This window comes from Enterobacter cloacae complex sp. AR_0002, assembly GCF_001922365.1.
Taxonomy (GTDB): domain Bacteria; phylum Pseudomonadota; class Gammaproteobacteria; order Enterobacterales; family Enterobacteriaceae; genus Enterobacter; species Enterobacter hormaechei_C.
The window spans coordinates 346,491-369,750 of the sequence record NZ_CP018814.1 but is presented as its reverse complement, the minus strand read 5'-3'; the positions used below and the strand labels follow the sequence as shown (position 1 = coordinate 369,750).

General features: G+C 55.6%; 25 protein-coding genes and 1 pseudogene. 6 read left to right on the top strand and 20 right to left on the bottom strand.

The features are described 5' to 3' along the window. The first annotated feature begins 29 nt into the window (after nucleotides 1–29). Nucleotides 30–2,171, top strand: a complete 2,142-nt coding sequence (gene pta / locus AM329_RS01965; protein ID WP_022651538.1) for a phosphate acetyltransferase — start codon at nucleotides 30–32, stop codon at nucleotides 2,169–2,171. 107 nt (nucleotides 2,172–2,278) lie between these two features. Here the strand turns inward: pta and AM329_RS01960 are convergent, their stop codons facing one another. The 5 genes from AM329_RS01960 to AM329_RS01940 all read right to left on the bottom strand — a co-directional run bounded on the left by AM329_RS01960 (nucleotide 2,279) and on the right by AM329_RS01940 (nucleotide 6,260). Beyond that, the gene (locus AM329_RS01960) at nucleotides 2,279–3,232 is read right to left on the bottom strand and encodes a transketolase family protein (protein WP_003861452.1); all 954 of its coding nucleotides are present in this window, start codon (nucleotides 3,230–3,232) and stop codon (nucleotides 2,279–2,281) included. Then, nucleotides 3,225–4,055 (bottom strand): transketolase, encoded by an 831-nt coding sequence (locus AM329_RS01955; RefSeq protein WP_022651539.1) that lies wholly within the window; start codon nucleotides 4,053–4,055, stop codon nucleotides 3,225–3,227. Before AM329_RS01955 ends, AM329_RS01960 begins: the two co-directional genes overlap by 8 nt. Beyond that, complete coding sequence (locus tag AM329_RS01950) at nucleotides 4,052–5,443, bottom strand: PTS ascorbate transporter subunit IIC (protein ID WP_022651540.1); 1,392 nt, start codon at nucleotides 5,441–5,443, stop codon at nucleotides 4,052–4,054. The genes AM329_RS01955 and AM329_RS01950 overlap by 4 nt, the downstream gene beginning before the upstream one ends. Before the next feature lie 21 nt (nucleotides 5,444–5,464). Beyond that, on the bottom strand, nucleotides 5,465–5,737 hold the full coding sequence (locus AM329_RS01945; RefSeq protein ID WP_003861447.1) for a PTS sugar transporter subunit IIB: 273 nt from the start codon (nucleotides 5,735–5,737) through the stop codon (nucleotides 5,465–5,467). Nucleotides 5,738–5,816: 79 nt separating this feature from the next. Further along, nucleotides 5,817–6,260 (bottom strand): PTS sugar transporter subunit IIA, encoded by a 444-nt coding sequence (locus AM329_RS01940; protein ID WP_022651541.1) that lies wholly within the window; start codon nucleotides 6,258–6,260, stop codon nucleotides 5,817–5,819. Between the two features lie 236 nt (nucleotides 6,261–6,496). On the opposite strand from AM329_RS01940, the gene AM329_RS01935 reads away from it, so the two are divergent. Beyond that, on the top strand, nucleotides 6,497–7,516 hold the full coding sequence (locus AM329_RS01935; protein WP_032609750.1) for a LacI family DNA-binding transcriptional regulator: 1,020 nt from the start codon (nucleotides 6,497–6,499) through the stop codon (nucleotides 7,514–7,516). Between the two features lie 3 nt (nucleotides 7,517–7,519). Here AM329_RS01935 and yfcD read toward each other — a convergent pair whose 3' ends face one another. The 3 genes and pseudogenes from yfcD to yfcF all read right to left on the bottom strand — a co-directional run bounded on the left by yfcD (nucleotide 7,520) and on the right by yfcF (nucleotide 9,394). After that, on the bottom strand, nucleotides 7,520–8,086 hold the full coding sequence (gene yfcD, locus AM329_RS01930; protein ID WP_003861439.1) for an NUDIX hydrolase YfcD: 567 nt from the start codon (nucleotides 8,084–8,086) through the stop codon (nucleotides 7,520–7,522). Between the two features lie 55 nt (nucleotides 8,087–8,141). Continuing rightward, a complete protein-coding gene (gene yfcE / locus AM329_RS01925) occupies nucleotides 8,142–8,693 on the bottom strand; it encodes a phosphodiesterase (protein WP_017692997.1) in 552 nt (183 codons plus the stop codon). 56 nt (nucleotides 8,694–8,749) lie between these two features. Further along, nucleotides 8,750–9,394, bottom strand: a pseudogene (gene yfcF, locus AM329_RS01920) (glutathione transferase). Between the two features lie 140 nt (nucleotides 9,395–9,534). Here yfcF and yfcG point away from each other — a divergent pair. The 4 genes from yfcG (at nucleotide 9,535) to AM329_RS01900 (ending at nucleotide 12,060) form a co-directional block, all read left to right on the top strand. Then, nucleotides 9,535–10,164: a GSH-dependent disulfide bond oxidoreductase gene (gene yfcG, locus AM329_RS01915; RefSeq protein ID WP_003861434.1), complete on the top strand. Its 630-nt coding sequence runs from the start codon at nucleotides 9,535–9,537 to the stop codon at nucleotides 10,162–10,164. A 75-nt stretch (nucleotides 10,165–10,239) separates the two neighbouring features. Then, nucleotides 10,240–10,608: a dihydroneopterin triphosphate 2'-epimerase gene (gene folX / locus AM329_RS01910; protein WP_003861432.1), complete on the top strand. Its 369-nt coding sequence runs from the start codon at nucleotides 10,240–10,242 to the stop codon at nucleotides 10,606–10,608. Nucleotides 10,609–10,621: 13 nt separating this feature from the next. Continuing rightward, entirely contained in the window at nucleotides 10,622–11,515 is an 894-nt protein-coding gene (locus AM329_RS01905) for a TIGR01777 family oxidoreductase (protein WP_003861430.1), read from the top strand. Between the two features lie 44 nt (nucleotides 11,516–11,559). Beyond that, entirely contained in the window at nucleotides 11,560–12,060 is a 501-nt protein-coding gene (locus AM329_RS01900) for a GNAT family N-acetyltransferase (protein WP_022651543.1), read from the top strand. Nucleotides 12,061–12,200: 140 nt separating this feature from the next. Here AM329_RS01900 and hisP read toward each other — a convergent pair whose 3' ends face one another. The 12 genes from hisP to AM329_RS01840 all read right to left on the bottom strand — a co-directional run bounded on the left by hisP (nucleotide 12,201) and on the right by AM329_RS01840 (nucleotide 23,237). Further along, the gene (gene hisP, locus AM329_RS01895) at nucleotides 12,201–12,974 is read right to left on the bottom strand and encodes a histidine ABC transporter ATP-binding protein HisP (RefSeq protein WP_003861426.1); all 774 of its coding nucleotides are present in this window, start codon (nucleotides 12,972–12,974) and stop codon (nucleotides 12,201–12,203) included. 9 nt (nucleotides 12,975–12,983) lie between these two features. Beyond that, nucleotides 12,984–13,697: an ABC transporter permease gene (locus AM329_RS01890; RefSeq protein WP_003861424.1), complete on the bottom strand. Its 714-nt coding sequence runs from the start codon at nucleotides 13,695–13,697 to the stop codon at nucleotides 12,984–12,986. Continuing rightward, the gene (locus AM329_RS01885) at nucleotides 13,694–14,380 is read right to left on the bottom strand and encodes a histidine ABC transporter permease HisQ (RefSeq protein ID WP_015572256.1); all 687 of its coding nucleotides are present in this window, start codon (nucleotides 14,378–14,380) and stop codon (nucleotides 13,694–13,696) included. The genes AM329_RS01890 and AM329_RS01885 overlap by 4 nt, the downstream gene beginning before the upstream one ends. An 88-nt stretch (nucleotides 14,381–14,468) precedes the next feature. Next, nucleotides 14,469–15,251, bottom strand: coding sequence for a histidine ABC transporter substrate-binding protein HisJ (gene hisJ, locus AM329_RS01880; protein ID WP_022651544.1), 783 nt, complete (start codon nucleotides 15,249–15,251; stop codon nucleotides 14,469–14,471). A gap of 226 nt (nucleotides 15,252–15,477) precedes the next feature. Next, on the bottom strand, nucleotides 15,478–16,260 hold the full coding sequence (argT, locus tag AM329_RS01875; protein WP_015572255.1) for a lysine/arginine/ornithine ABC transporter substrate-binding protein ArgT: 783 nt from the start codon (nucleotides 16,258–16,260) through the stop codon (nucleotides 15,478–15,480). Between the two features lie 290 nt (nucleotides 16,261–16,550). Beyond that, nucleotides 16,551–17,120, bottom strand: coding sequence for a UbiX family flavin prenyltransferase (locus tag AM329_RS01870; RefSeq protein ID WP_023314587.1), 570 nt, complete (start codon nucleotides 17,118–17,120; stop codon nucleotides 16,551–16,553). A gap of 89 nt (nucleotides 17,121–17,209) precedes the next feature. Then, complete coding sequence (purF, locus tag AM329_RS01865) at nucleotides 17,210–18,727, bottom strand: amidophosphoribosyltransferase (RefSeq protein ID WP_008502595.1); 1,518 nt, start codon at nucleotides 18,725–18,727, stop codon at nucleotides 17,210–17,212. A 33-nt stretch (nucleotides 18,728–18,760) separates the two neighbouring features. Further along, nucleotides 18,761–19,249, bottom strand: a complete 489-nt coding sequence (gene cvpA / locus AM329_RS01860; protein WP_000262116.1) for a colicin V production protein — start codon at nucleotides 19,247–19,249, stop codon at nucleotides 18,761–18,763. A 253-nt stretch (nucleotides 19,250–19,502) separates the two neighbouring features. Continuing rightward, nucleotides 19,503–20,189 carry a cell division protein DedD gene (gene dedD, locus AM329_RS01855; protein WP_003861412.1) on the bottom strand — a complete coding sequence of 229 codons (687 nt, stop codon included), beginning with the start codon at nucleotides 20,187–20,189 and terminating at the stop codon, nucleotides 19,503–19,505. Continuing rightward, complete coding sequence (gene folC / locus AM329_RS01850; protein WP_017692992.1) at nucleotides 20,179–21,447, bottom strand: bifunctional tetrahydrofolate synthase/dihydrofolate synthase; 1,269 nt, start codon at nucleotides 21,445–21,447, stop codon at nucleotides 20,179–20,181. The genes dedD and folC overlap by 11 nt, the downstream gene beginning before the upstream one ends. A gap of 70 nt (nucleotides 21,448–21,517) precedes the next feature. After that, nucleotides 21,518–22,423, bottom strand: coding sequence for an acetyl-CoA carboxylase, carboxyltransferase subunit beta (gene accD / locus AM329_RS01845; protein WP_003861408.1), 906 nt, complete (start codon nucleotides 22,421–22,423; stop codon nucleotides 21,518–21,520). Nucleotides 22,424–22,577: 154 nt separating this feature from the next. Then, nucleotides 22,578–23,237 (bottom strand): DedA family protein, encoded by a 660-nt coding sequence (locus tag AM329_RS01840; protein ID WP_003861406.1) that lies wholly within the window; start codon nucleotides 23,235–23,237, stop codon nucleotides 22,578–22,580. Between the last annotated feature and the right edge of the window lie 23 nt (nucleotides 23,238–23,260).

The following is a 23,260-nucleotide window of genomic DNA, read 5'->3' as shown; positions in this document are numbered from 1 at the left end:
AACGCGGCGGTAACGAAAGAGGATAAACCGTGTCCCGTACTATTATGCTGATCCCTACCGGAACCAGCGTCGGCCTGACCAGCGTCAGCCTCGGCGTGATCCGCGCTATGGAACGCAAAGGCGTTCGTCTGAGCGTCTTTAAGCCTATCGCCCAGCCACGTGCCGGTGGCGATGCGCCAGACCAGACCACCACCATCGTTCGCAAGAACTCCAATCTGCCAGCGGCTGAACCGCTGAAGATGAGCCACGTTGAATCTCTGCTCTCCAGCAACCAGAAAGACGTGCTGATGGAAGAGATCATTGCCAACTACCACGCAAACGCGCAGGACGCGGAAGTGGTGCTGGTTGAAGGCCTGGTCCCGACCCGTAAACACCAGTTTGCCCAGTCTCTGAACTTTGAAATCGCGAAAACCCTGAACGCAGAGATCGTTTTTGTAATGTCTCAGGGCACGGATACCCCAGAGCAGCTGAAAGAGCGTATCGAACTGACGCGCAGCAGCTTCGGCGGTGCGAAAAACACCAGCATCACCGGCGTGATTGTTAACAAGCTGAACGCGCCAGTAGATGAGCAGGGCCGTACGCGTCCTGACCTGTCCGAAATTTTTGACGACTCCTCCAAAGCGAAAGTCATCAAAGTTGACCCGGCTAAGTTGCAGGATTCCAGCCCGCTGCCTGTTCTGGGCGCGGTGCCATGGAGCTTCGATCTGATTGCCACCCGTGCAATCGATATGGCGCGTCACCTGAACGCCACCGTGATCAACGAAGGCGATATCAACACCCGCCGCGTGAAGTCCGTAACCTTCTGCGCACGTAGCATTCCACACATGCTGGAACACTTCCGCGCAGGTTCCCTGCTGGTGACCTCTGCTGACCGTCCAGACGTGCTGGTTGCAGCGTGCCTGGCTGCGATGAACGGCGTGGAAATCGGTGCAATTCTGCTGACCGGCGGCTATGAAATGGACGCGCGTATCAGCAAGCTGTGCGAACGTGCGTTCGCCACTGGCCTGCCAGTCTTCATGGTGAACACCAACACCTGGCAGACCTCCCTGAGCCTGCAAAGCTTCAACCTCGAAGTGCCGGTTGATGACCACGAGCGTATCGAGAAAGTTCAGGAATACGTTGCGGGCTACATCAATGCGGACTGGATCGAATCCCTGACGGCGACCTCCGAGCGCAGCCGTCGTCTGTCTCCTCCAGCCTTCCGTTACCAGCTGACCGAGCTGGCGCGTAAAGCGGGCAAACGCGTGGTTCTGCCAGAAGGCGACGAACCACGTACCGTTAAAGCGGCAGCCATCTGTGCAGAACGCGGTATCGCGACCTGTGTGCTGCTGGGTAACCCGGATGAGATCAACCGCGTTGCGGCGTCTCAGGGCGTTGAGCTGGGCGCTGGCATTGAGATCGTTGACCCGGAAGTGGTTCGCGAAAGCTACGTTGCTCGCCTGGTTGAACTGCGTAAGAACAAGGGCATGACCGAAGCCGTTGCGCGCGAGCAGCTGGAAGACAACGTCGTGCTGGGTACGCTGATGCTGGAGCAGGACGAAGTTGACGGTCTGGTTTCCGGTGCGGTTCACACCACCGCGAACACCATCCGTCCACCGTTGCAGTTGATCAAAACCGCACCGGGCAGCTCTCTGGTCTCCTCCGTGTTCTTCATGCTGCTGCCTGAACAGGTTTATGTTTACGGCGACTGCGCGATCAACCCGGATCCAACCGCAGAGCAGCTGGCAGAAATCGCTATCCAGTCTGCGGACTCCGCGATTGCCTTCGGTATCGAACCGCGCGTCGCGATGCTCTCCTACTCCACCGGTACCTCTGGTGCAGGTAGTGACGTAGAGAAAGTCCGTGAAGCGACCCGCATTGCGCAGGAAAAACGTCCGGATCTGATGATCGACGGCCCGCTCCAGTACGATGCCGCGGTAATGGCTGACGTGGCGAAATCCAAAGCGCCGAACTCGCCGGTTGCAGGTCGCGCTACCGTGTTCATCTTCCCGGATCTGAACACCGGTAACACCACCTATAAAGCGGTACAGCGTTCAGCAGACCTGATCTCCATCGGGCCAATGCTGCAAGGCATGCGCAAACCTGTGAACGACCTGTCCCGTGGTGCGCTGGTAGACGATATCGTCTACACCATCGCGCTGACGGCGATCCAGTCTTCGCAGCAGCAGTAATGTTTTGCCGGATGGCGCTTCGCTTATCCGGCCTACAGGACCGTAGGCCCGGTAAGCGCCAGCGCCACCGGGCAACAAAAAGGCGACCACACGGTCGCCTTTTTTTATTACAACAGCTCCCGCGCCGCCGACACAATGTCATGTGCCGTCAGGCCATACTCCTTTTGCAAGAAGTCCTGCGTGCCCACCTGACCATATCGTTCCTTCACCCCCACCCGACGCAGGGGCACCGGACAGGTTTCCACCAGCACTTCCGCCACCGCCGACCCCAGCCCGTTGTGAATGCTGTGGTTTTCGCAGGTCACAATACGCCCGGTTTTCTCGGCATAGTTTTTCACCAGCATCCGATCGATAGGCTTCAGGGTAAACATGTCGATGACCGCTGCGCTTACCCCTTCCTGCTCCAGCTGGCGCGCCGCCTCCAGCGCTTCCGCCACCATAATGCCGTTAGCAATCAAGGTAATATCGGTTCCCTCGCGCAGCACGTTGCCCTTGCCGATGGTGAAGGTTGACCCCGGGGCATACACGCTCGGGGCTTGTTTACGGATGGTCCTCACCCAGTAGAAGCCTTCCAGGTCGATAAGCTGACGCAGCACATCTTCGAACATCACCGCATCGGTCACCTCCAGCACCACTGAATGCGCCAGACCGCGCACGATGCCCATGTCCTCAAACGACATATGCGTCCCGCCGTTGTGGCAGGCCGTCACGCCCGCATCCGAGGCAATCACCTTCACGTTATTGCGCTGGTAGTCCAGGGACATAAACAGCTGGTCGAAGCAGCGACGGCTGGCAAAGGCGGTAAAGGTATGGACGAACGGCTTACGTCCGGTGAGCGACAGCCCGGCGGCCGTCCCAATCACGTTAGCCTCCATAATGCCGCAGTTGATGACGTGCTGTGGATAATCACGCGCTACGCCGTCCATCGCCATCGAACTCATCAGATCCGCTTCGAGCGCAATAATCTCGCTCCCGGCCTCAATCTGTTTTGCCACAAAACCCGCGTAGACCTTACGCATCTCAACGGCATCTTTCTGTCCTGTCGGTGCAACCTTAATCATGTGAAGCCTCCAGTTGGCGAATCGTCTCGTTGAGCGCCGCTTTGCTCTCCTCAGTTAATCGCAGGTGATGCGAGTTGCTGAGCTGTTCCAGGTATGGCACCCCCTGCCCTTTGATGCTGTCGAGGATCACCACCCGCGGACGCGCATCGGCCGCAGGGATCGGCGCGGTCACCTCCAGCAGCGCCGGAATGTCATCCCCTTTCACCGTTACCACGTCAAAACCAAAGGCGCGGAATTTGCCTTCCAGGTCGAAGGCGCTGATGATTTCGTCCAGCTCGCCGTCGAGCTGCTGTTTGTTCCAGTCCACGAATACCGTCAGGTTGTTCAGTCGATGGTGAGCAATAAACTGGAAGGCTTCCCAGCACTGTCCTTCGTTCAGCTCCCCGTCACCGACGATGCAGAACACCCGGTTTGGCCTTCCTGCCAGCTTGTGCGACAGCGCCATGCCGCCAGCAATGGAGATCCCCTGCCCCAGTGATCCGGTGGTGGCATCCACGCCGCGTGTTTTCAGGCGATCCGGGTGACTTGGCAGACGCGTCCCGTTCTGGTTCAGCGTGCTCAGCTCGTCAATCGGGAAGTAGCCCTTAATCGCCAGCGTACTGTACAGCGCCGGGCCCGCATGGCCTTTCGACAGCACAAAGTAATCGCGCTCTGGCCAGTCCGGATCGGCCGGGTCAATTTTCATCACCGCGCCGTACAGCACCGCCAGCGTTTCAACGACTGACATGCTGCCGCCGTAGTGCCCAAAACCCAGCTGCGTAAGGGATTTCAGCGTCTCAAGGCGAATCTGACGCGCCAGTTCGGTTATTTCATTCTCATTCATGATTTGGCTCCGGGGTTTTCCTGCGCGTTACCGCTGGCAGGTTTGTTTTTAGCGAAGACGTTGTAGGCCACCAGCAGCGCGAACAACACAACAACCAGTCCGGTGATGGCAAACGGCGACAGGAAGCGCGCCAGGTTGCCCAGCACAATCCCGACCGCACCAAAATCAGCGTCCGAGAAGGTCGTATTCGCAAAGCCAATTGCGCCCAGAACAGGCAGTAGCAGGACCGGGAGGAAGGTGATCAGCAGGCCATTAGCAAAGGCGCCAATCATTGCCCCGCGGCGTCCACCGGTGGCGTTACCAAACACGCCCGCCGTTGCACCGGTGAAGAAATGCGGCACGACGCCCGGCAGGATCAGCACCCAGCTAAACTGACCGCAGATGAACAAGCCCACAATCCCGCCGAGGAAACTAAACAGGAAGCCAATCAGCACCGCGTTTGGCGCATACGGGTAGACTACCGGACAGTCCAGCGCAGGCCGCGCATTGGGCACCAGTTTTTCCGAGAAGCCAGTAAAGGCCGGGACGATTTCCGCCAGAATCAGGCGCACGCCCTGCAAGATGATGAACACGCCTGCCGCGAAGGTGATGGCCATAATGATGGCGTACACCAGGTAGTTTTGGCCGCCGCTGAAGGTGGCCTCCACGTACTCACGTCCGGCGCTCACCGCCATGATCAGGTAGATAATCATCATGGTCAGGGAGATGGAGATTGAACTGTCACGCAGGAAGCTAAGGTTCTTCGGCAGGTTCATCTCTTCGGTGGAGCGCGAACCTTTACCGACCTTGCTGCCAATCCAGCCGGACAGCACGTAGCCCAGCGTGCCGAAATGACCGAAGGCGATCTCATCGTTGCCGGTAATACGCTTCATATAGCGCTGCGCAATCGCCGGGAAGAAGGCCATAATCAGGCCGAGGATCAACGAGCCGGTAAAGACCAGCCCGACCCCCTCGAAGCCTGCAACCGTCAGGATCACGCCAATCATGCATGCCATGTAGAAGGTGTGATGCCCGGTGAGGAAGATGTATTTCAGGCGGGTAAAGCGCGCAACAATAATATTCGCCACCATCCCGAAGGCCATAATGAGCGCGGTGGAAGCGCCATATTTTTCCAGGGCAATCGACACAATAGCTTCATTGTTGGGAATAATGCCCTGAATATTAAAGGCGTGCTCAAACATACCGCCGAGCGGATTTAATGAGCCCACCAACACGGTTGCGCCGCCGCCCAGTACAATAAAGCCGAGAATGGTTTTAATTGTGCCTTTTACCACATCCGAAAAGGCTTTTTTCTGCGCCACAAGACCAATCAGGGCAATTAAACCGACCAGCACTGAAGGGACTTTTAAAATATCAACAACGAAGTTCAGCGTTTCAAGGATAAACATATCCACCTCGCCTTATCAGGATTATTGTCTTTCGAACCAGGCGCGCAGCTGCGCTTCGAGTTCGTTAATATCGATGATATTGTTGATCACCACCAGCTGGCTTTCCGGCACGCTGGCGCTGGCGGCAATGTCTTTCGCCATTACAAACAGGTCCGCCGCGCCCGGCGTAGCCGAGGAGAGATCGGAGTGTTCAACCTCGGCCTCAATTTCCAGTTTTTTGAGCACCTTTTTAATATTCATTTCGACCATAAAACTGCTGCCCAGGCCGGAGCCGCAAATAGCCATGATTTTCATTGTTATCCCCTTTTTTGAGTAGAGTACGCCCCATCACGCTGATGCGTAATGTTGAGATGAATCGGATTAAATAATTAAATCAGAAGCGATCGATGATGGTTTTTATCTCCTCCAGCGTATTCGCCCGATGTAATTCAGCCATATCTTCGTCGCTGGAAAATAATTCCGCTAAGGCTGAGATCATTTCGATATGGCTATGCTTGTCCGGCGCCGCCAGCATCACAATCACATCGACGGGGTCAAACTCACCGGCACCAAAAGAGACACCCTGTTTCAGTTTTAATAATGACAGGCCAAGTCCTTTCGCCCCTTCTTCCGGTCGCGCATGGGGCATTGCCAGCCCTGGAGCAAGCACATAGTAGGGACCTAACGTGTGATGCTGCTCGATGATAGCCGTGACATATTCCGGCGCAATGACCTGCAAATCCAGCAGCGGTTTCGCGCACAGTTCCAGCGCCTGGGGCCAGCTTTCAACGCTATCCTGTAGGATGATGGTTGTATCATATATCCACTTTTTGAGCATTTTTCACTCCCGCTAAAGACCAGACATGGGCAAACTCTATTCAACCCATCAATTAATGACTGCGATCGCGATCACAAAGATAGCGCTACCAACAACTAACATGCAGAACTGTGATAGCGCTATCAAATTACTATCATGGTGCGAAATCACAGCAAAAAAAGGGATTTAAGGCGTATACTGCCTGTCACGTAAAATGAAGGATGAAACTGAATCGCGTCCTGTCAGCAGGAAGATGTATGTCTTTAACCCGAAAACGGCGCAGTACCGGAAAAGTAACGCTCGCGGATGTCGCGCAGCTTGCCGGCGTAGGCACGATGACTGTTTCCCGTGCCCTCCGCACGCCCGAACAGGTTTCCGATAAACTGCGTGAAAAAATTGAAGCCGCGGTGCAGGAGCTGGGATACATGCCCAATCTTGCCGCCAGCGCACTGGCATCGGCATCGTCATGGACGATTGCGATGGTTGTACCCGATCTTTCCGAAGCTGGCTGTTCCGAGATGTTCGCCGGGCTACAGCAGGTGCTCCAGCCAGCCGGATATCAGATCATGCTGGCGGAATCTCAGCATCGTCTTGAACAGGAAGAGAAACTGCTTGAAACGCTGTTGGCCTCGAACATCGCCGCGGCGATACTGCTCAGCGTCGAGCACTCCGATACCGTGCGACACTGGCTAAAAAACGCCTCTATCCCGGTGATGGAAATGGGTGCAATGCGTGCCGATCCGATTGATATGAATATCGGGATTGATAACGTCGCCGCCATGTATGAACTTACCGAGATGGTGATTCAGCGCGGCTACCAGAATATCGGCCTGCTGTGCGCTAACCAGGAACAGTGGATTTTTCAGCAGCATTTGCAGGGCTGGTACAAGGCGATGCTGCGCCACCACCTGGCGCCGAACAGAGTGATTAATGCCGCCATGCCGCCGAACTTCTCCACCGGCGCGGCACAATTGCCAGAGTTCCTGCTGGCGTGGCCGGAGCTGGATGCGCTGGTGTGCGTGTCAGATGAACTGGCCTGCGGCGCGCTGTATGAGTGCCAGCGTCGGCGCATCAAGGTGCCGGACGATTTAGCGGTCGTAGGTTTTGGCGACAGCGACGTCAGTCGCGTCTGTCAGCCGCCGCTGACGACGATGGCAGTACCGCATCGCAAGATTGGGATTGAAGCCGGGAAAGCGTTACTGGAACGTCTTAATGACGGAGACTGGCGCGACCATAAACCCATCGCGTCCAGCCTGTGTCTGCGGGAAAGCTGTTAAGGCTTACTCAGCCTCTTCCTCTTTTTCCGCCTTATTTTCCGGTTTAGCGGATTCGTTTTTGGCGTTGCGGGTCATCCACAGCGCCAGTGCTTTAAGGGAATCCGGCGTGAATTCGTCGCAACGCGCGGTGATCTCTTCCGGCGTCATCCAGCTGACTTCGCTCACTTCCTCTTCCTGCAAGGCGAAAGGCCCATGGGAAACGCAGCTAAACAGCCCGCCCCATACGCGGCAATGCTCATCTTCAAAATAAAACTGGCCGTGCTCGGCAAACGGCACGCCAGCGATACCTAACTCTTCTTCCGCTTCACGACGCGCGGAATCCAGCAGCACTTCATCGGCCTGCACGACGCCACCCGCTGTGGCATCCAGCATACCAGGAAGAAAATCTTTGGTGTCGGTGCGACGCTGGACCAGAATCTTGCCCATGCCGTCATGAACAACGATGTACGTCGCGCGGTGACGCAGACGCTCCGCACGCATTTGTTCGCGGCTGGCCTGCGCGATCACTTCATTTTCTTCGCTGACAATGTCAACCCATTCAGTACTTGCCAAATGATTCTGCTCCACCATCGGGAAACCTTCTCGTCTAAGCGCTCTTTCGGCGCGTTTGCAGTTGTGGTGTAACTTACGGATTAATCGCTATCTGCGCAATAACTTGCTGATCATTAAGTGCGATAACGCTTAATGTCCCGTCTTCATACATGCCGTAGCTTGCCGGGTTGCCGCCTTTAGGAATGCTGACAGACCCGGGGTTAAAGTGATAAAACGCCCCGCGCTTTTCCGCCACCGGAATATGAGTATGACCATAAACCAGGACATCGCCAGCGGCGAGTGACGGCAGGTTATCCGGGCCGAACAGGTGCCCGTGGGTCAGGAACAAACGGCTGTTTTCCATCAACACCTGTTGCCAGGGAGCGGTAATGGGAAAATGCAGCAGCATCTGGTCAACTTCACTGTCACAGTTGCCGCGAACGGCGATAATGCGCGAGGCAAAATGATTAAGTTTTTCCGCCACCTGCGCGGGAGCATAGCCTTCCGGCAACGCATTGCGTGGGCCGTGATTTAACACATCGCCCAGGATCACCAGCCATTGCGCCCCGCTTTGGGCGAACAGAGAAAGCACGCGTTCGGTCGCGGGCAGCGATCCATGAATATCCGACGCAAACATCAGTTTCATCAGTTACTCCTCGGGAATACAGACTGCCCCTATCATACCTCAAGCGTCCCGTCTTATCAGCCCGCGCGCTTAGCAGAGAGTGCCAGATAGCGCTGTACCGACGCGCGTTGCCACTGGAATGTGGCGTAATCTACCAGCAGTTGTGGGACGTCATCCCCGTTGAGGATCAGGCGATTGAGCATCAGCGCCAGATCGATGTCGGCAATGCACCACTCGCCAAACAGGTTGGGGTTACCCTGCGCCAGCAGCGATGACGCAGTTTCAATCAGCTTCCGGGCGCTGGATAAGCCTTCCTAACTGAGGGCGGGCTTTTTGACGCCAGCGAACACCACGTCCGTGGAGCGTTCTGTGCGAATCGGCACCAGGTCGCTACGCAGCCACGCCTGGATCTGGCGGGCGCGGGCGCGCTTTTGCAGATCGTGAGGATAGATGCGTTCCCACTCAGGCGGGGCAAATCGGTCCTCAAGGTACTCGTCAATCGCCGAAGATTCACTCAACTCAAAACCGTCGATCTCCAGCACAGGGACTCGGCGAGTGAGCGCGTAGCCCTGCCACTGAGGCTTCAGGTGTTCGCCGCTGTCCAGGTCAACGGTTTTCAGAGTAAAAGTAAGCCCCTTTTCTGCCAGCGCCACATAAACGCTCATGACATAAGGAGAAAAAAAGTTCGCATCGGACCACAACGTTATTACAGGCTGGCTCATAACATCCTCTTCGGCTGATCGGTTTTCACTCAACATATAATCTCTTTGCCTCGCTGTCACTTGATGAAAACTCACGATTTACAACAAGCACCTATACTGATTTTTCATGGCAACACTATTCGCACTGACAGGAGTTGAGAATGATAGATCTCTATTATGCCCCCACCCCTAATGGCCATAAGATCACACTCTTTCTTGAAGAAGCCGAAGTGGACTACCGGATCATTCGCGTGGATATCAGTAAAGGCGACCAGTTCCGCCCCGTTTTTCTGGCCATCTCGCCCAACAATAAAATTCCGGCCATCATTGATAACCTGCCCTCTGACGGCGGCAAACCGTTAAGCCTGTTTGAGTCCGGAGAGATTTTGCTCTATCTGGCAGAGAAAACCGGCAAGCTCCTGAGCGGTGAGTTGCGCGAGCGTCATCACACGCTGCAATGGTTATTCTGGCAGTCGAGCGGCCTCGGGCCGATGCTGGGGCAGAATCACCACTTTACGGCCTATGCGCCGCAGACGATCCCTTACGCCATTGAGCGATATCAGGTCGAAACCCAGCGCCTGTACGGGGTACTGAACCGTCGGCTGGAAAAATCACCGTGGCTGGGAGGTGAGCATTACAGCATCGCAGATATCGCCTGCTGGCCGTGGATCAATACCCATGAACGCCACCGGATCGACCTGGCCACTTATCCGGCGGTGAACAACTGGTTTGAGCGCATCCGGACCCGCCCGGCCACCGAACGCGCCATGCAAAAAATCCATCAGATTTGATCCTGCGCCCCGTTGGGTGCAGGTGTTCTCCTCATGTATGATGAGGTGAAAATACTGACACGGAGAAGACCTGCAATGTCCCAGCATGACGCTATTATTCGTATAAAAAACTTACGCTTACGCACTTTCATTGGTATCAAAGAGGAGGAGATCGCGAATCGCCAGGATATCGTGGTGAATGTAGTGATCCACTATCCGGCAGACAAGGCGCGCGCCAGCGAAGACATCAATGACGCGTTGAACTATCGCACGATCACCAAAAGCATCATCCAGTACGTTGAGAACAACCGTTTTGCGCTACTGGAAAAATTAACTCAGGATGTGCTCGACATCGCACGCGAACACCACTGGGTCACTTATGCTGAAGTGGAGATCGATAAACTTCACGCCCTGCGCTACGCCGACTCCGTCTCCATGACGTTAAGCTGGCAGCGCCAGGCGTAAACCTGGAGGTTGTATGAAGATCCTGCTCACCGGCGGTACGGGCCTGATTGGTCGCCATCTCATTCCACGTTTGCAGGCGTTGCATCACGACATTACCGTGGTCACGCGCAGCCCGGAGAAAGCGCGCCAGGTGCTGGGCACCGGCGTTGAGATCTGGAAAGGCCTGGCGGAAAGGCAGGATCTGAACGGCTTTGACGCCGTCATCAACCTTGCAGGCGAACCAATCGCCGATAAACGCTGGACCGAAGAGCAAAAACAGCGTTTATGCAGCAGTCGCTGGAATATGACCGAAAGGCTGGTTGAGCTGATTCGCAACAGCGAGACGCCGCCCTCGGTGCTGATTTCAGGCTCTGCTACAGGCTACTATGGCGATCTTGGTGAAGTGGTGGTGACCGAAGAAGAGCCGCCGCACAACGAGTTTACCCATAAACTCTGCGCCCAATGGGAGCGTATCGCCTGCGGGGCGCAGAGCGATAACACCCGCGTCTGCCTGCTGCGCACCGGCGTGGTGCTTGCTCCGAAAGGCGGTATTCTCGGTAAAATGTTGCCGCCGTTTAAAATGGGGCTTGGCGGGCCCATCGGAAACGGTCGTCAGTATCTGGCGTGGATCCATATCGACGATATGGTCAACGGTATTCTCTGGCTGCTGGATAACGACCTGCGCGGGCCGTTTAACATGGTGTCTCCGTATCCGGTACGTAATGAGCAATTTGCTCATGCCCTGGGTCATGCCCTGCATCGCCCGGCGGTGCTGCGCGTGCCTGCGACGGCGATTCGTCTGCTGATGGGTGAGTCTTCGGTGCTGGTACTGGGCGGGCAGCGCGCGCTGCCAAAACGGCTGGAAGCGGCCGGGTTTACGTTCCGCTGGTATGACCTGGAAGAGGCGCTGGGGGATGTGGTGCAGTGAATATGTTAGAGTTATACGCCATGTCTGGATGATATGGCGTAACTATGGCAACCATCACCACAACCCGGCTTAACCTCACCCCTTTCGAACCTTCTGACTGGGCATTCTTCCGCTCTCTGCGCGAAGACCCCGCCATCATGCGCTATATGGCCGCTATTACACCGGAAAAAGAGACGCGCCGCGTATTTGCCGCACGCCTGATGGCGGAGCATGTCTTTGTAATCCGTCTGCATAACGACGTTAAGCCGCTCGGGGATATCGGCCTGCAAATCAGTGCGGCGAACCGTGAAGAGGCGGATATTGGCTACACGGTTGTGCCTGCCGCGCAGGGAAAAGGCATTGCCAGCGAAGCGCTGCGCGCGGTGTGTGAGTATGCATTTAACCAGACGGGCGTGAAGGCGATAAACGCGTACGTGCTGGCGGATAACGTCGGGTCGGTGCGGGTCCTTGAGAAAGCGGGTTTTGTGCGCACGCAGGTGCTGGAGAAGGCGTACGAGATTAACGGCGTACGGTATGACGACTGGGTCTATCGGCTCGAGTGTTGAATGCCGGGCGGCACTGCGTTTGCCCGGCCTACGGTTTTTGTAGGCCCGGTAAGCGAAGCGCCACCGGGCAATTGGGCGGCTCTGCGGCCTGATGCCCCCACCCCGGCCCTCTCCCACAGGGAGAGGGAGAAAGGCCAAACCTACTTCAACGAGCCTTTCAGGAACTGCTGCAAACGCGGGCTTTGCGGGTTCGCCAGCACTTCGTCCGGATGCCCCTGCTCTTCTATCTTGCCCTGATGCAGGAAGATAACGTGGTTAGAAACGTTACGGGCGAAGCCCATCTCGTGCGTCACCACCACCATCGTTTTGCCCTCTTCCGCCAGCTTCTGCATGATGCGCAGCACTTCGCCAACGAGTTCAGGATCCAGCGCGGAAGTCGGTTCGTCAAACAGCAACACTTCCGGCTCCATCGCCAGCGCACGGGCGATGGAAACACGCTGCTGCTGTCCCCCTGACAGGTGCACCGGATATTTGATCTGCTGCCGCTCGTCGATACCCACTTTCGCCAGGTATTTGACCGCACGCTCGCGGGCTTCCTGCTTGCTTAAGCCGAGCACCTGAACCGGCGCTTCCATCACGTTCTCCAGCACCGTCATGTGGCTCCAGAGGTTGAAGTGCTGGAACACCATCGTCAGGCGTGTACGCAGCAGGCGCAGCTGGTTTTTATCCGCCACTTTAAGCTGGCCGTCTTTATCACGGACCATGTTGATGTTCTGTCCGCTCACCACAATCGACCCTTCGCTCGGCTTTTCGAGGAAGTTGATGCAGCGCAGGAAGGTACTTTTACCCGAACCTGATGAGCCGATAATACTGATCACGTCGCCCGCGTTAGCCTCCAGCGACACCCCTTTCAGCACTTCATGTTCGCCGTAGCGCTTGTGCAAATCAATTACGTTTAATTTGTTCTCAGCCATCATAAATTCTCAGTGCGTCGACGGTTTTATATGCTGCAACCAGCGTTTTTCAGCCTTACGGAACAGGCTGATCAGGACGTAAGAAATGATCAAATAGAGCACTGCTGCAATGCCAAACGCCGTAAACGGCTGGTAGGTGGCAGAGTTAATATCGCGGGCAATCTTTAACAGATCCGGTACCGTGGCGGTAAACGCCAGTGCCGTCGAATGCAGCATTAAAATCACTTCGTTGCTGTACGCCGGCAGCGCAATACGCAGCGCCGAAGGCAGAATAATACAACGGTAGAGCTTCACGGACGAGAAGCCGTACGCGCGCGCCGCCTCGATCTCACCGTGCGGCACAGAACGGATGGCCCCGGCGAAGATCTCGGTGGTATAGGCGCAGGTATTGAGGGTCAGTGCCAGCACCGTACAGTTCAGACCGCTGCGGAAGAACGCGTTCAGCATCTCGGTGCCTTTCACGATCTCCAGCGTGTACATCCCGGAATAGAACACCAGCAGCTGTACGTACAGCGGCGTACCGCGAAACACGTAGGTGAACAGCCAGATAGGGAACTGAATAAATTTATTGTTCGACACGCGGCCAATGGCGAGAAACACCGCCAGAATGCCGCCCATTACCACCGAGGAGATCAGCAGCCACAGCGTGATCGCCACGCCAGTAAAGCGGTAGCCATCTGTCCAAAGCAGGGATTTCCAGTACTCCTGAATAATCTCAATCACAGGTCAGCCCTCTTCACACCCACGGAGTAGCGACGTTCGAGCAGAAGCAGCACACCATTGGAGACGGTCGTAAAGACCAGATAGATTACGCCGCAAACCACCGCAAAATAGAACGGTTCCCAGGTGCTTTTACCTGCCAGCTGCGTGGCCTTCACCACATCTTCCAGACCCAGCAGGGAGACCAGCGCCGTTGCCTTGAGAATAACCTGCCAGTTGTTCCCGATGCCCGGCAGCGCGTAGCGCATCATGGCCGGGAACATGATCCGGCGAAACGTTTGTGAGGAGGTAAAACCGTAGGCGGTCGCCGCTTCAATATGCCCTTTCGGCACGGCCATGTAAGCGCCGCGGAAAGTCTCAGTGAAATAGGCACCGTAGATAAAACCAAGGGTAATAATACCGGCCACCATCGGGTCGATATCGATCTGCTCCATGCCGATGGCATCCGTCACGCCGTTAAGTGCGATTTGCAGGCCGTAAAAGATCAGCAGCATCAGCACCAGGTCAGGCACGCCGCGAATCAGCGTGGTATAGCCTTCAAATATCAGCGCCAGCGGTCTGTTGGCGGATAATTTAGCCCCCGCGCCCGCCAGGCCTATCAGCACCGCCAGCACCACGGAGCTGATAGCCAGCTCAAGGGTGACAAGCGCGCCCTGTAAAATAACGCCAGAAAATCCGTACAGCATACCGCGTGCCCTGTCGTCTCGTGAGTGGTGGAACCGTGTCTTTTCCCCTCCCGGAACGGGAGGGGCCGCACGTTATCAGACGGGGCGATTAGCCGCCGTAAACATTAAAATTGAAGTACTTTTTCGCCAGCTTGTCATAGGTGCCGTCCGCGCGCATCTCGGCGAACGCTTTGTTCAGGGCTTCACGCAGTTCGTTGTCTTCTTTACGCAGGCCCATACCGGTGCCAACGCCAAAGAGTTTTTCGTCCTTAATGGACGGACCGCCGAACTTGTAATCTTTACCCACAGGCTGTTTCAGGAAGCCTTCGCTTGCCGCCACTTCATCCTGGAATGCTGCATCAATGCGGCCTGCCGTCAGGTCTGCGTAGATGTTTTCCTGACCCTGGTAAGAGACAATTTCAATCCCCTTTGGCGCCCAGTGCTCGTTGCCGTAGGTTTCCTGCGTAGTACCCTGCAACACGCCCACGCGTTTGCCTTTCAGAGATTCAAGGGTTGGCTGAATGTCAGAGGATTTCGCCACCACCAGACGTGAGTCCGCCGCGTAGAGTTTGTCCGTGAAGGCAATCTCCTGCTGACGTTTTTCAGTGATGGACAGGGAGGACATGATCACGTCAATTTTCTTCGCTTTCAGGGACGGGATCAGCGCATCCAGCGGGTTTTCAACGTAGGTACATTGCACTTTAATGCGTTTGCACAGCTCGTTAGCCAGATCGATGTCAAAACCGACCAGTTCTCCCTTCGCATTCTTCGATTCGAAAGGTGCATAGGTTGGGTCAGTTCCAATACGAATTTTCTGCGGAATTGCTGCGAATGCCGCGGTGGCGCTGGAAAAAGCCAGTACCAGAGAAAGTGACAACACCAGTTTTTTCATATCTGTCCTCAACAAACTGTCTTAATACGAGATTTTTACGACGACGGGGTGTTGCTAATGTGCCATTAATCCCCTCATTCAGGCAAAGATTAATGCCTTTGAACGGGAATTTTTGCATTATAAATGCTTAACTATGCACACAGCGATCCAGCATGGTGCATGCGTTGCACCATACTGGAACACAACCCCGCAGAGATGCACCACTTCAGGGCATCTCATTCAGGCATTAATCACCGTAGACGTTGAAATCGAAGTATTTCTTCGCCAGTTTGTCGTAGGTACCGTCTTTACGCAGCTCATTAAACGCTTTGTCGAAGGCGGCTTTCAGCTCGGTATCATCCTTACGCAGGCCAATACCGGTACCGTCGCCAAAGTATTTTTTGTCTTTTACCGACGGGCCGGCAAAGGCGTACTCTTTACCCGCAGGCTGTTTCAGGAAGCCTTCGCTCGCGGCGACTTCATCCTGAAACGCGGCATCCAGACGGCCTGCCGCCAGGTCAGAGTAGATCAGATCCTGGTTCTGGTAAGCCACAACATCGACGCCCTTCTCGCGCCAGTTAGCATTGGCGTAACCTTCCTGGGTCGAACCCTGAAGCACGCCAACATGTTTGCCTTTCAGCGAGTCGATGGTCGGCTGGATTGGCGAGCCTTTCGCGGCAATCAGACGTGAGTCGGCAGCGTAGAGCTTCTCAGAGAAGGCAATCTCCTGCTGACGTTTTTCCGTGATGGAGAGAGAAGAGATAATGGCATCAATTTTCTTGGCTTTCAGCGACGGGATCAGCGCGTCAAAGTCACTGCCCACCCATGTGCATTTCACTTCCATGCGTTTGCACATCTCATTTCCCAGATCGATATCAAACCCCACGAAGTCGCCTTTCGCATCCTTGGAAGAGAATGGCGCGTAGGTTGCGTCTGTACCGATACGAACTGTCTGTGGAAGCGCTGCATAGCTACTTGCTGCCGCACTCAAGCCCACGAGCAAAGACAGAGCCAGAACCGTCTTCTTCATACATTTACCCTCAAGAACCGTGATTTTATTATGGTTTATGTTGTGTGTTGTGTTGCAGGCTGCTCTTGCAGGTCTTATGCCACATTGTCGTCGGGATAAAACTACGACGTTAAATATGTTAATAAAACGTTGCGATACTGCCTTAATGGTGAAAGATAGCAGGTCTGCCGAACGAACCGGAAAGAGAAAAAGGGAAAAAGCGAATTAAATGTCGAGGATATGATCGCGGTTGCAGTTTTGCCCTGAAACAGGGCAAATTGTCTTTTCATGCACCTTGTTTGTGCACAGCTTCACGCCCCCTGCCAGCGGGTAAAGAGATCTTCCGGCAGGTCGATATCGAACTGATCCAGCACGCGGTTAACGGTCTGGTTGATGACATCATCCAGCGTTTGCGGACGATGATAGAACGCGGGGACCGGCGGCATAATCACGGCACCCAGTTCGGCTGCCTGCGTCATTAAACGCAGATGTCCCAGGTGCAGCGGCGTTTCCCGCACGCAGAGCACCAGAGGACGACGCTCTTTCAGCACCACATCCGCTGCACGCGTCACCAGCGTGTCGGTATAGCTGTTTACAATGCCGGAAAGGGTTTTAATCGAACAGGGCAAAATAACCATGCCGGCCGTTTTAAACGAGCCCGAAGAGATGCTGGCGGCGATATCGCGGGCATCGTGGACAACGTCAGACAGGGCCTGAACGTCGCGCAGAGAGAGATCGGTTTCAAGAGAGAGGGTCTGACGCGCCGCCTGGCTCATCACCAGATGGGTTTCTACGCCTGCAACGTCACGCAGCACCTGTAACAGCCGGACGCCATAAATCGCGCCGCTGGCACCGCTGATCCCTACAATGAGTCGTTTCATGATTTTCGCCCTTGCTGATTTCAGGGCAGACTGTGCAGGATTTTACGGGGAGTTGCAAGTGAGGGCGAGCGCCCTCACCTGCATACGCATCAACCTTCGTTGTGCATCTCTAAGCTTTCGAGATCGTTTTGCAGCTGGACGGCTTTCGCATCGTCGTTACGCAGAGAATCCAGATAGTCGAGATACTGCTGGTCAACGTCTTTCGTCACGTAGATCCCATTGAATACCGAGCATTCGAACTGCTGAATATCCGGGTTCTCGGCGCGCACCGCGTCGATCAGATCGTTCAGATCCTGGAAAATCAGACCGTCGGCACCGATGATCTGCCGGATTTCGTCTACTTCACGACCGTGAGCAATCAGCTCGTTAGCGGTTGGCATATCAATGCCATACACGTTCGGGAAACGAATTTCCGGCGCTGCGGAGGCAAGATACACTTTCTTCGCCCCGGCCTCACGCGCCATCTCGATGATCTGCTCAGACGTCGTGCCGCGCACAATAGAGTCGTCCACCAGCAGCACGTTCTTGTCGCGGAACTCGGCGCGGTTAGCGTTCAGCTTACGACGTACTGACTTACGACGCAGCTGCTGGCCCGGCATGATAAAGGTGCGGCCCACGTAGCGGTTTTTCACGAAGCCCTGACGGTACGGCTTGTCCAGAATACGGGCAATCTCCAGCGCGATATCACAGGAGGTTTCAGGGATTGGGATGACGACGTCGATGTCGAGATCGTCCCACTCGCGGGCAATCTTCTCGCCCAGCTTCGTCCCCATATTGACGCGCGCGCTGTAAACGGAAATCTTGTCGATGAACGAGTCCGGACGCGCGAAGTAAACGTATTCGAACAGGCACGGGTTGCTCACCGGATTGTCGGCGCACTGACGGGTAAACAGCTGGCCCTTCTCAGTGATGTAGACCGCTTCGCCTGGCGCGACATCACGCAGGAATTCGAAGCCCAGAGTATCCAGCGCCACGCTTTCGGAGGCAACCATGTACTCGGAACGGCCATCGCCGAGATCACGTTTGCCGAGCACCAGCGGGCGAATGCCGTTTGGATCGCGGAAGGCTACCATGCCATGACCGATGATCATCGCCACGCAAGCATACGCGCCACGGATCTGGCGATTAGTCGCGGCAACGGCAGCAAAAATGTTGTCTGCTTCCAGCGGATAATGGCGGAAGTTATCCAGCTCGCTGGCAAAGATATTGAGCAGGATTTCAGAATCAGAGGTGGTGTTAATGTGGCGACGTTTCTCTTCAAACAGCTTTTTACGCAGCTCGTGGGCATTGGTCAGATTACCATTGTGGGCAAGCGTGATGCCATACGGGGAGTTAACGTAAAAAGGCTGAGCCTCAGAGGCGCTGGAACTGCCAGCAGTAGGATAACGAACGTGACCGATCCCCATATTACCTTGCAGACGCTGCATATGGCGGGCTTCAAATACATCGTTTACCAGGCCGTTCGCCTTGCGTAAACGGAAGCAGTTGTTTGCATCAATGGTGATGATACCCGCAGCATCCTGCCCACGGTGCTGAAGCACCGTTAACGCGTCATAAATCGACTGGTTTACCGGCATGAAACCGGCGATACCGACAATACCGCACATTCGTCTTTTCCTCGTTAAGCCACATCTCAGGGTTTATGCCCTGGGCAAGAAACTCGACGAGCTTTGCAGATAGTCAAAGAACCATCTGATGATGAAGCTGAACTCCGGAATGAGCTGCGATTTTTGCCAGTCTTCACTTTTGGAGAACCCGGTAAAGGTATCCAGGAAGAACAGGATCGCGGCCACAATGAGCACGCCTCGCAACGCGCCGAAACAGATGCCGAGCACCCTGTCCGTTCCTGACAGACCGGTTTTCTCGACCAGCTGACCTATCACGTAATTGACGATAGCGCCGACAATCAGCGTCGCGATAAACAGCACCGCGATGGCGATTCCGTTTCGGACCAGTTCATCTTCAAAGCCCGTGAACCAGACAGACAGGTAAGTGTAGTAATGACTGGCAACAAAGAAAGCACAACCCCAGGTTACCAGCGATAACGCTTCACGAACAAAGCCACGGATCAGGCTAACCAGACAGGAAAAACCAATCACCGCAATGATGGCGTAATCAATCCAGACCATATGTGTCCCACGATTTAACGCCCTGTCATCCAGTTCGGGGCGAATTCTAACAGAAAAAGAAAACGTTTGCGTAGGGATTTCCTTCCCACGCGTAAATAAAAAAGGCGCTGAAAAAATGCTCAACGCCCCGCACCTTTGACGTTTCTGTGAACGTCTGCCTCCCCCTCACCTCGGCCCTCTCCCTCAAGGGAGAGGGAGTAAACCGACCCCTCGCCCCTTTAGGGGGAGGGCCAGGGTGAGGGGATAATTTCTATCAGTTGGCGCTGTAGTTCATCACCACACCGCTCAGGCCGGAGATTTGCTTCAGCTCGCCAAGCGAACCTTTGAGCTTATCTTTCGACGCATCCGGCCCCACGAGGATACGCGTAATTTTACCCTGTACCGGCGTGGTGGGTGAAGTATAAACACGGTATCCCGCGCCGCGCAGTTTACTCACGATCTCATTGACCTTATCTGCATTTTTCAACGCACCGAGCTGAACGACATAGGCTTTGCCGGTAGGGGCCGCGTCCTGTTTTGCCTGCGGTGGCGTTTCTGAAGCGGCTGCCAGTTGCTCGGCCGCTTTATCCCGCTGCGGTTTCGGCTGCGGCTTCTCCACCGGTTTCGGCTTCTCAACAGGCTTAGGCTGTTCTACCGGCACCGGATCAATCTCGATGTTATTGTTCGTCGCCAGGCGCGAGGGATCGAGCGACGGTGCGGCTGCATCACCTGCGCGCACCTCTTCCGCTGCGCCTTCTGGCGGCTGGGCAGGCAGCGCCTGCGTTGCCGCTGGCAACATATCGGGCTCGTCGCGATCGCCCGGTTTGGGTACCAGCGGAATGGCCGCAAATTCATCCTGGTAATGCTTTTTCTGCCCGTCGAGCAATCCCGGGAGAATAATCACCCCGAGCGCGACCAGCACAATGGTTCCTGTTAAACGGTTCTGAAACTTACTCGCCACCGGTTCTCCCCGCGTCCATCACTTCCATGACATGTGCCACCGTGTGGAATGACCCACACACCAGCACGGTATCTTCTGGTTTAGCCTCCGCCATCGCGGCACGCCAGGCCGAAACCACACTGCTGTAGATTTCGCCTTTGCCGAGATGTTCCATCAACTGCTCAGCAGTCGCGCCGCGCGGCCCTTCCAGAGGAGCACAATACCAGCTATCGACCACACTCTCCATGCAGGCCAGCGTGCCGCCGATATCTTTATCATGAAGCATACCGATAACCGCCAGCACGCGCCCGGTTTTTGGTAACGATTTGAGACGTCCTGCGAGGTACGCCGCCGCATGCGGGTTATGTGCAACATCCAGAATCAGACGCGGTGACTCACTCACAATCTGAAAACGTCCTGGTAACAGTGCGTTCTGAATGCCATCGCGGATTGCCTGCTCGCTTACCGCTAATCCGCTGGCGCGCAGGGCTGCCAGCGCAGTCGCCGCGTTAGGCTGTGGCACCTGCGGCAGGGGCAGACTCTCCAGCACGCCCTGCGCATCGCTGAAGCGCCAGCCGTTGTCCTGCACCTCATACTGCCAGTCCACGCCGCGACGCAGCAGACGAGCGCCCTTCTCTTTCGCTACCTCAGCGATGGTATGTGGCATGTCCGGTTCGCCTACCACGGCAGGCTTATTGGCCCGGAAAATACCGGCCTTCTCACGGCCAATGCTCTCGCGGTCCGGGCCCAGCCAGTCGGTGTGATCCAGCGCGATGCTGGTGACGACGGCGACATCCGCATCCACCATATTGGTGGCATCCAGACGCCCGCCCAGCCCCACTTCCAGGATCACCACGTCCAGCTGCGCCTGCTTAAACAGCCACAGCGCCGACAGGGTGCCATATTCGAAATAGGTTAATGAGGTTTCGCCGCGCGCCGCTTCGATAGCGGCAAACGACGCCGTATGGGCCGATTCCGCCAGCTCGGTGTTTTGCACCCGCACGCGCTCGGTATAGCGCACCAGATGCGGCGAGCTGTAAACGCCAACTTTGTACCCCGCCGCCATCAGGACAGATTCCAGCGTGCGGCAGGTGGTGCCTTTACCGTTAGTGCCGGCGACGGTAAACACGAAAGGCGCGGGTTTCAGCACGTCAAGACGCGCGGCAACCTGGCTTACGCGCTCAAGGCCCATGTCGATAGTTTTACTGTGCAGGTTTTCCAGATAAGAAAGCCACGCGGCCAGGGGCGACGTGGCTTGAGGAATGCTTTTATTTTCCATGATGCCCGGTTGTCATTAACGGTTTAGAAAGCAAAAGGGCAGCGCCATTCGGCCCTGCCCTTTTCAGTTATCAGGCCTCGGGTTCCTGATCCGGTACCACCACGCCTTCGCGCGGCTCGTCCGGGTTAGGCGCTGGCAGATTCATCAGCTTCGCCAGAATGCTGGCCAGTTTCAGGCGCATTTCCGGACGGCGGACGATCATATCGATAGCGCCTTTCTCAATGAGGAACTCACTGCGCTGGAAGCCCGGCGGCAGTTTCTCACGTACGGTCTGCTCGATAACGCGAGGACCGGCAAAGCCGATCAGCGCTTTTGGCTCCGCGATGTTCAGGTCGCCCAGCATGGCGAAGCTTGCAGAAACGCCGCCCATGGTTGGGTCGGTCAGTACCGAAATGTACGGCAGACCGCGCTCCTGCATTTTCGCCAGCGCCGCAGAGGTTTTCGCCATCTGCATCAGGGACATCAGCGCTTCCTGCATACGTGCGCCACCGGAGGCGGAGAAGCAGATCAGCGGGCAGTTGTCTTCCAGCGCCTGCTCAACGGCACGCACGAAACGCGCGCCGACCACGGAGCCCATTGAGCCGCCCATAAAGGAGAACTCAAACGCGGCGGCAACCACCGGCATTTCATGCAGGGTGCCTTTCATGACGATTAGCGCGTCTTTCTCGCCGGTCTCTTTCTGCGCAGAGGCCAGACGATCTTTGTATTTTTTGGAGTCGCGGAACTTGAGCACATCTTTTGGCTCCAGTTCGCTGCCCAGTTCTACCAGAGAACCTTCGTCCAGCAGGCTATGCAGGCGGTTGCGCGCCGACATACGCATATGGTGGTCACACTTCGGACACACCTCAAGATTGCGTTCCAGCTCTGCGCGATACAGAACCTGGCCGCAGCTATCACACTTCGTCCATACCCCTTCAGGAATGCTCGCTTTACGCGTTGGGGTAATGTTGCTTTTAATTCGTTCAATCCAGCTCATTGATAACCTTTCTGCCTGAACCTGGTCGTATGCCAGTTTTGCTGTAAGAGGCGAATAATGCCATTTTTGCCTCCAACAGACCATGAATGTTGCACATTAAAACATAACAGCCCGAAACTTTGGATAAAAAAGTGGTCGAACCGCCAGCGTGCATTTACTTCGCTTGCTTTGCCGCCGCGCGTTTGTGACGGATAATTTCGATGACGCCAGGCAGTACGGAAAGCACAATAATCGCTACAATCAGTAACTTAAGGTTTTCCTGAACCACCGGCAGATCGCCAAACAGGTAGCCTGCATAGGTGAACAGCAGCACCCACAGCAGCGCGCCCACCACGTTGTACATGGCAAAATGACGATAGGACATGTGACCCATTCCCGCCACAAACGGTGCAAATGTACGCACAATAGGCACAAAACGGGCAAGGATAATGGTCTTACCGCCATGGCGCTCATAGAACGCATGGGTCTTATCTAAATAACTGCGGCGGAAAATCTTCGAGTCCGGATTACTGAACAACCGCTCGCCAAACACCCGCCCGATGGTGTAGTTGACCGCATCACCAACAATCGCGGCGATGATCATCAGGACGACCATCAGATGGACATTCAGGTCATTCGTTGGCAGTGCGGATAACGCGCCCGCCACGAACAGCAGTGAATCTCCAGGCAGGAACGGCGTAACCACAAGGCCGGTTTCACAGAACAGAATGAGGAACAGAATGGCGTAAACCCAGACGCCGTACTGCGCGACCAGCTCCGCCAGGTGAACATCAATATGCAGGATGAAATCAATCAGAAAACGTATTACGTCCATATTGTCTAAGCCCTAATTGCACC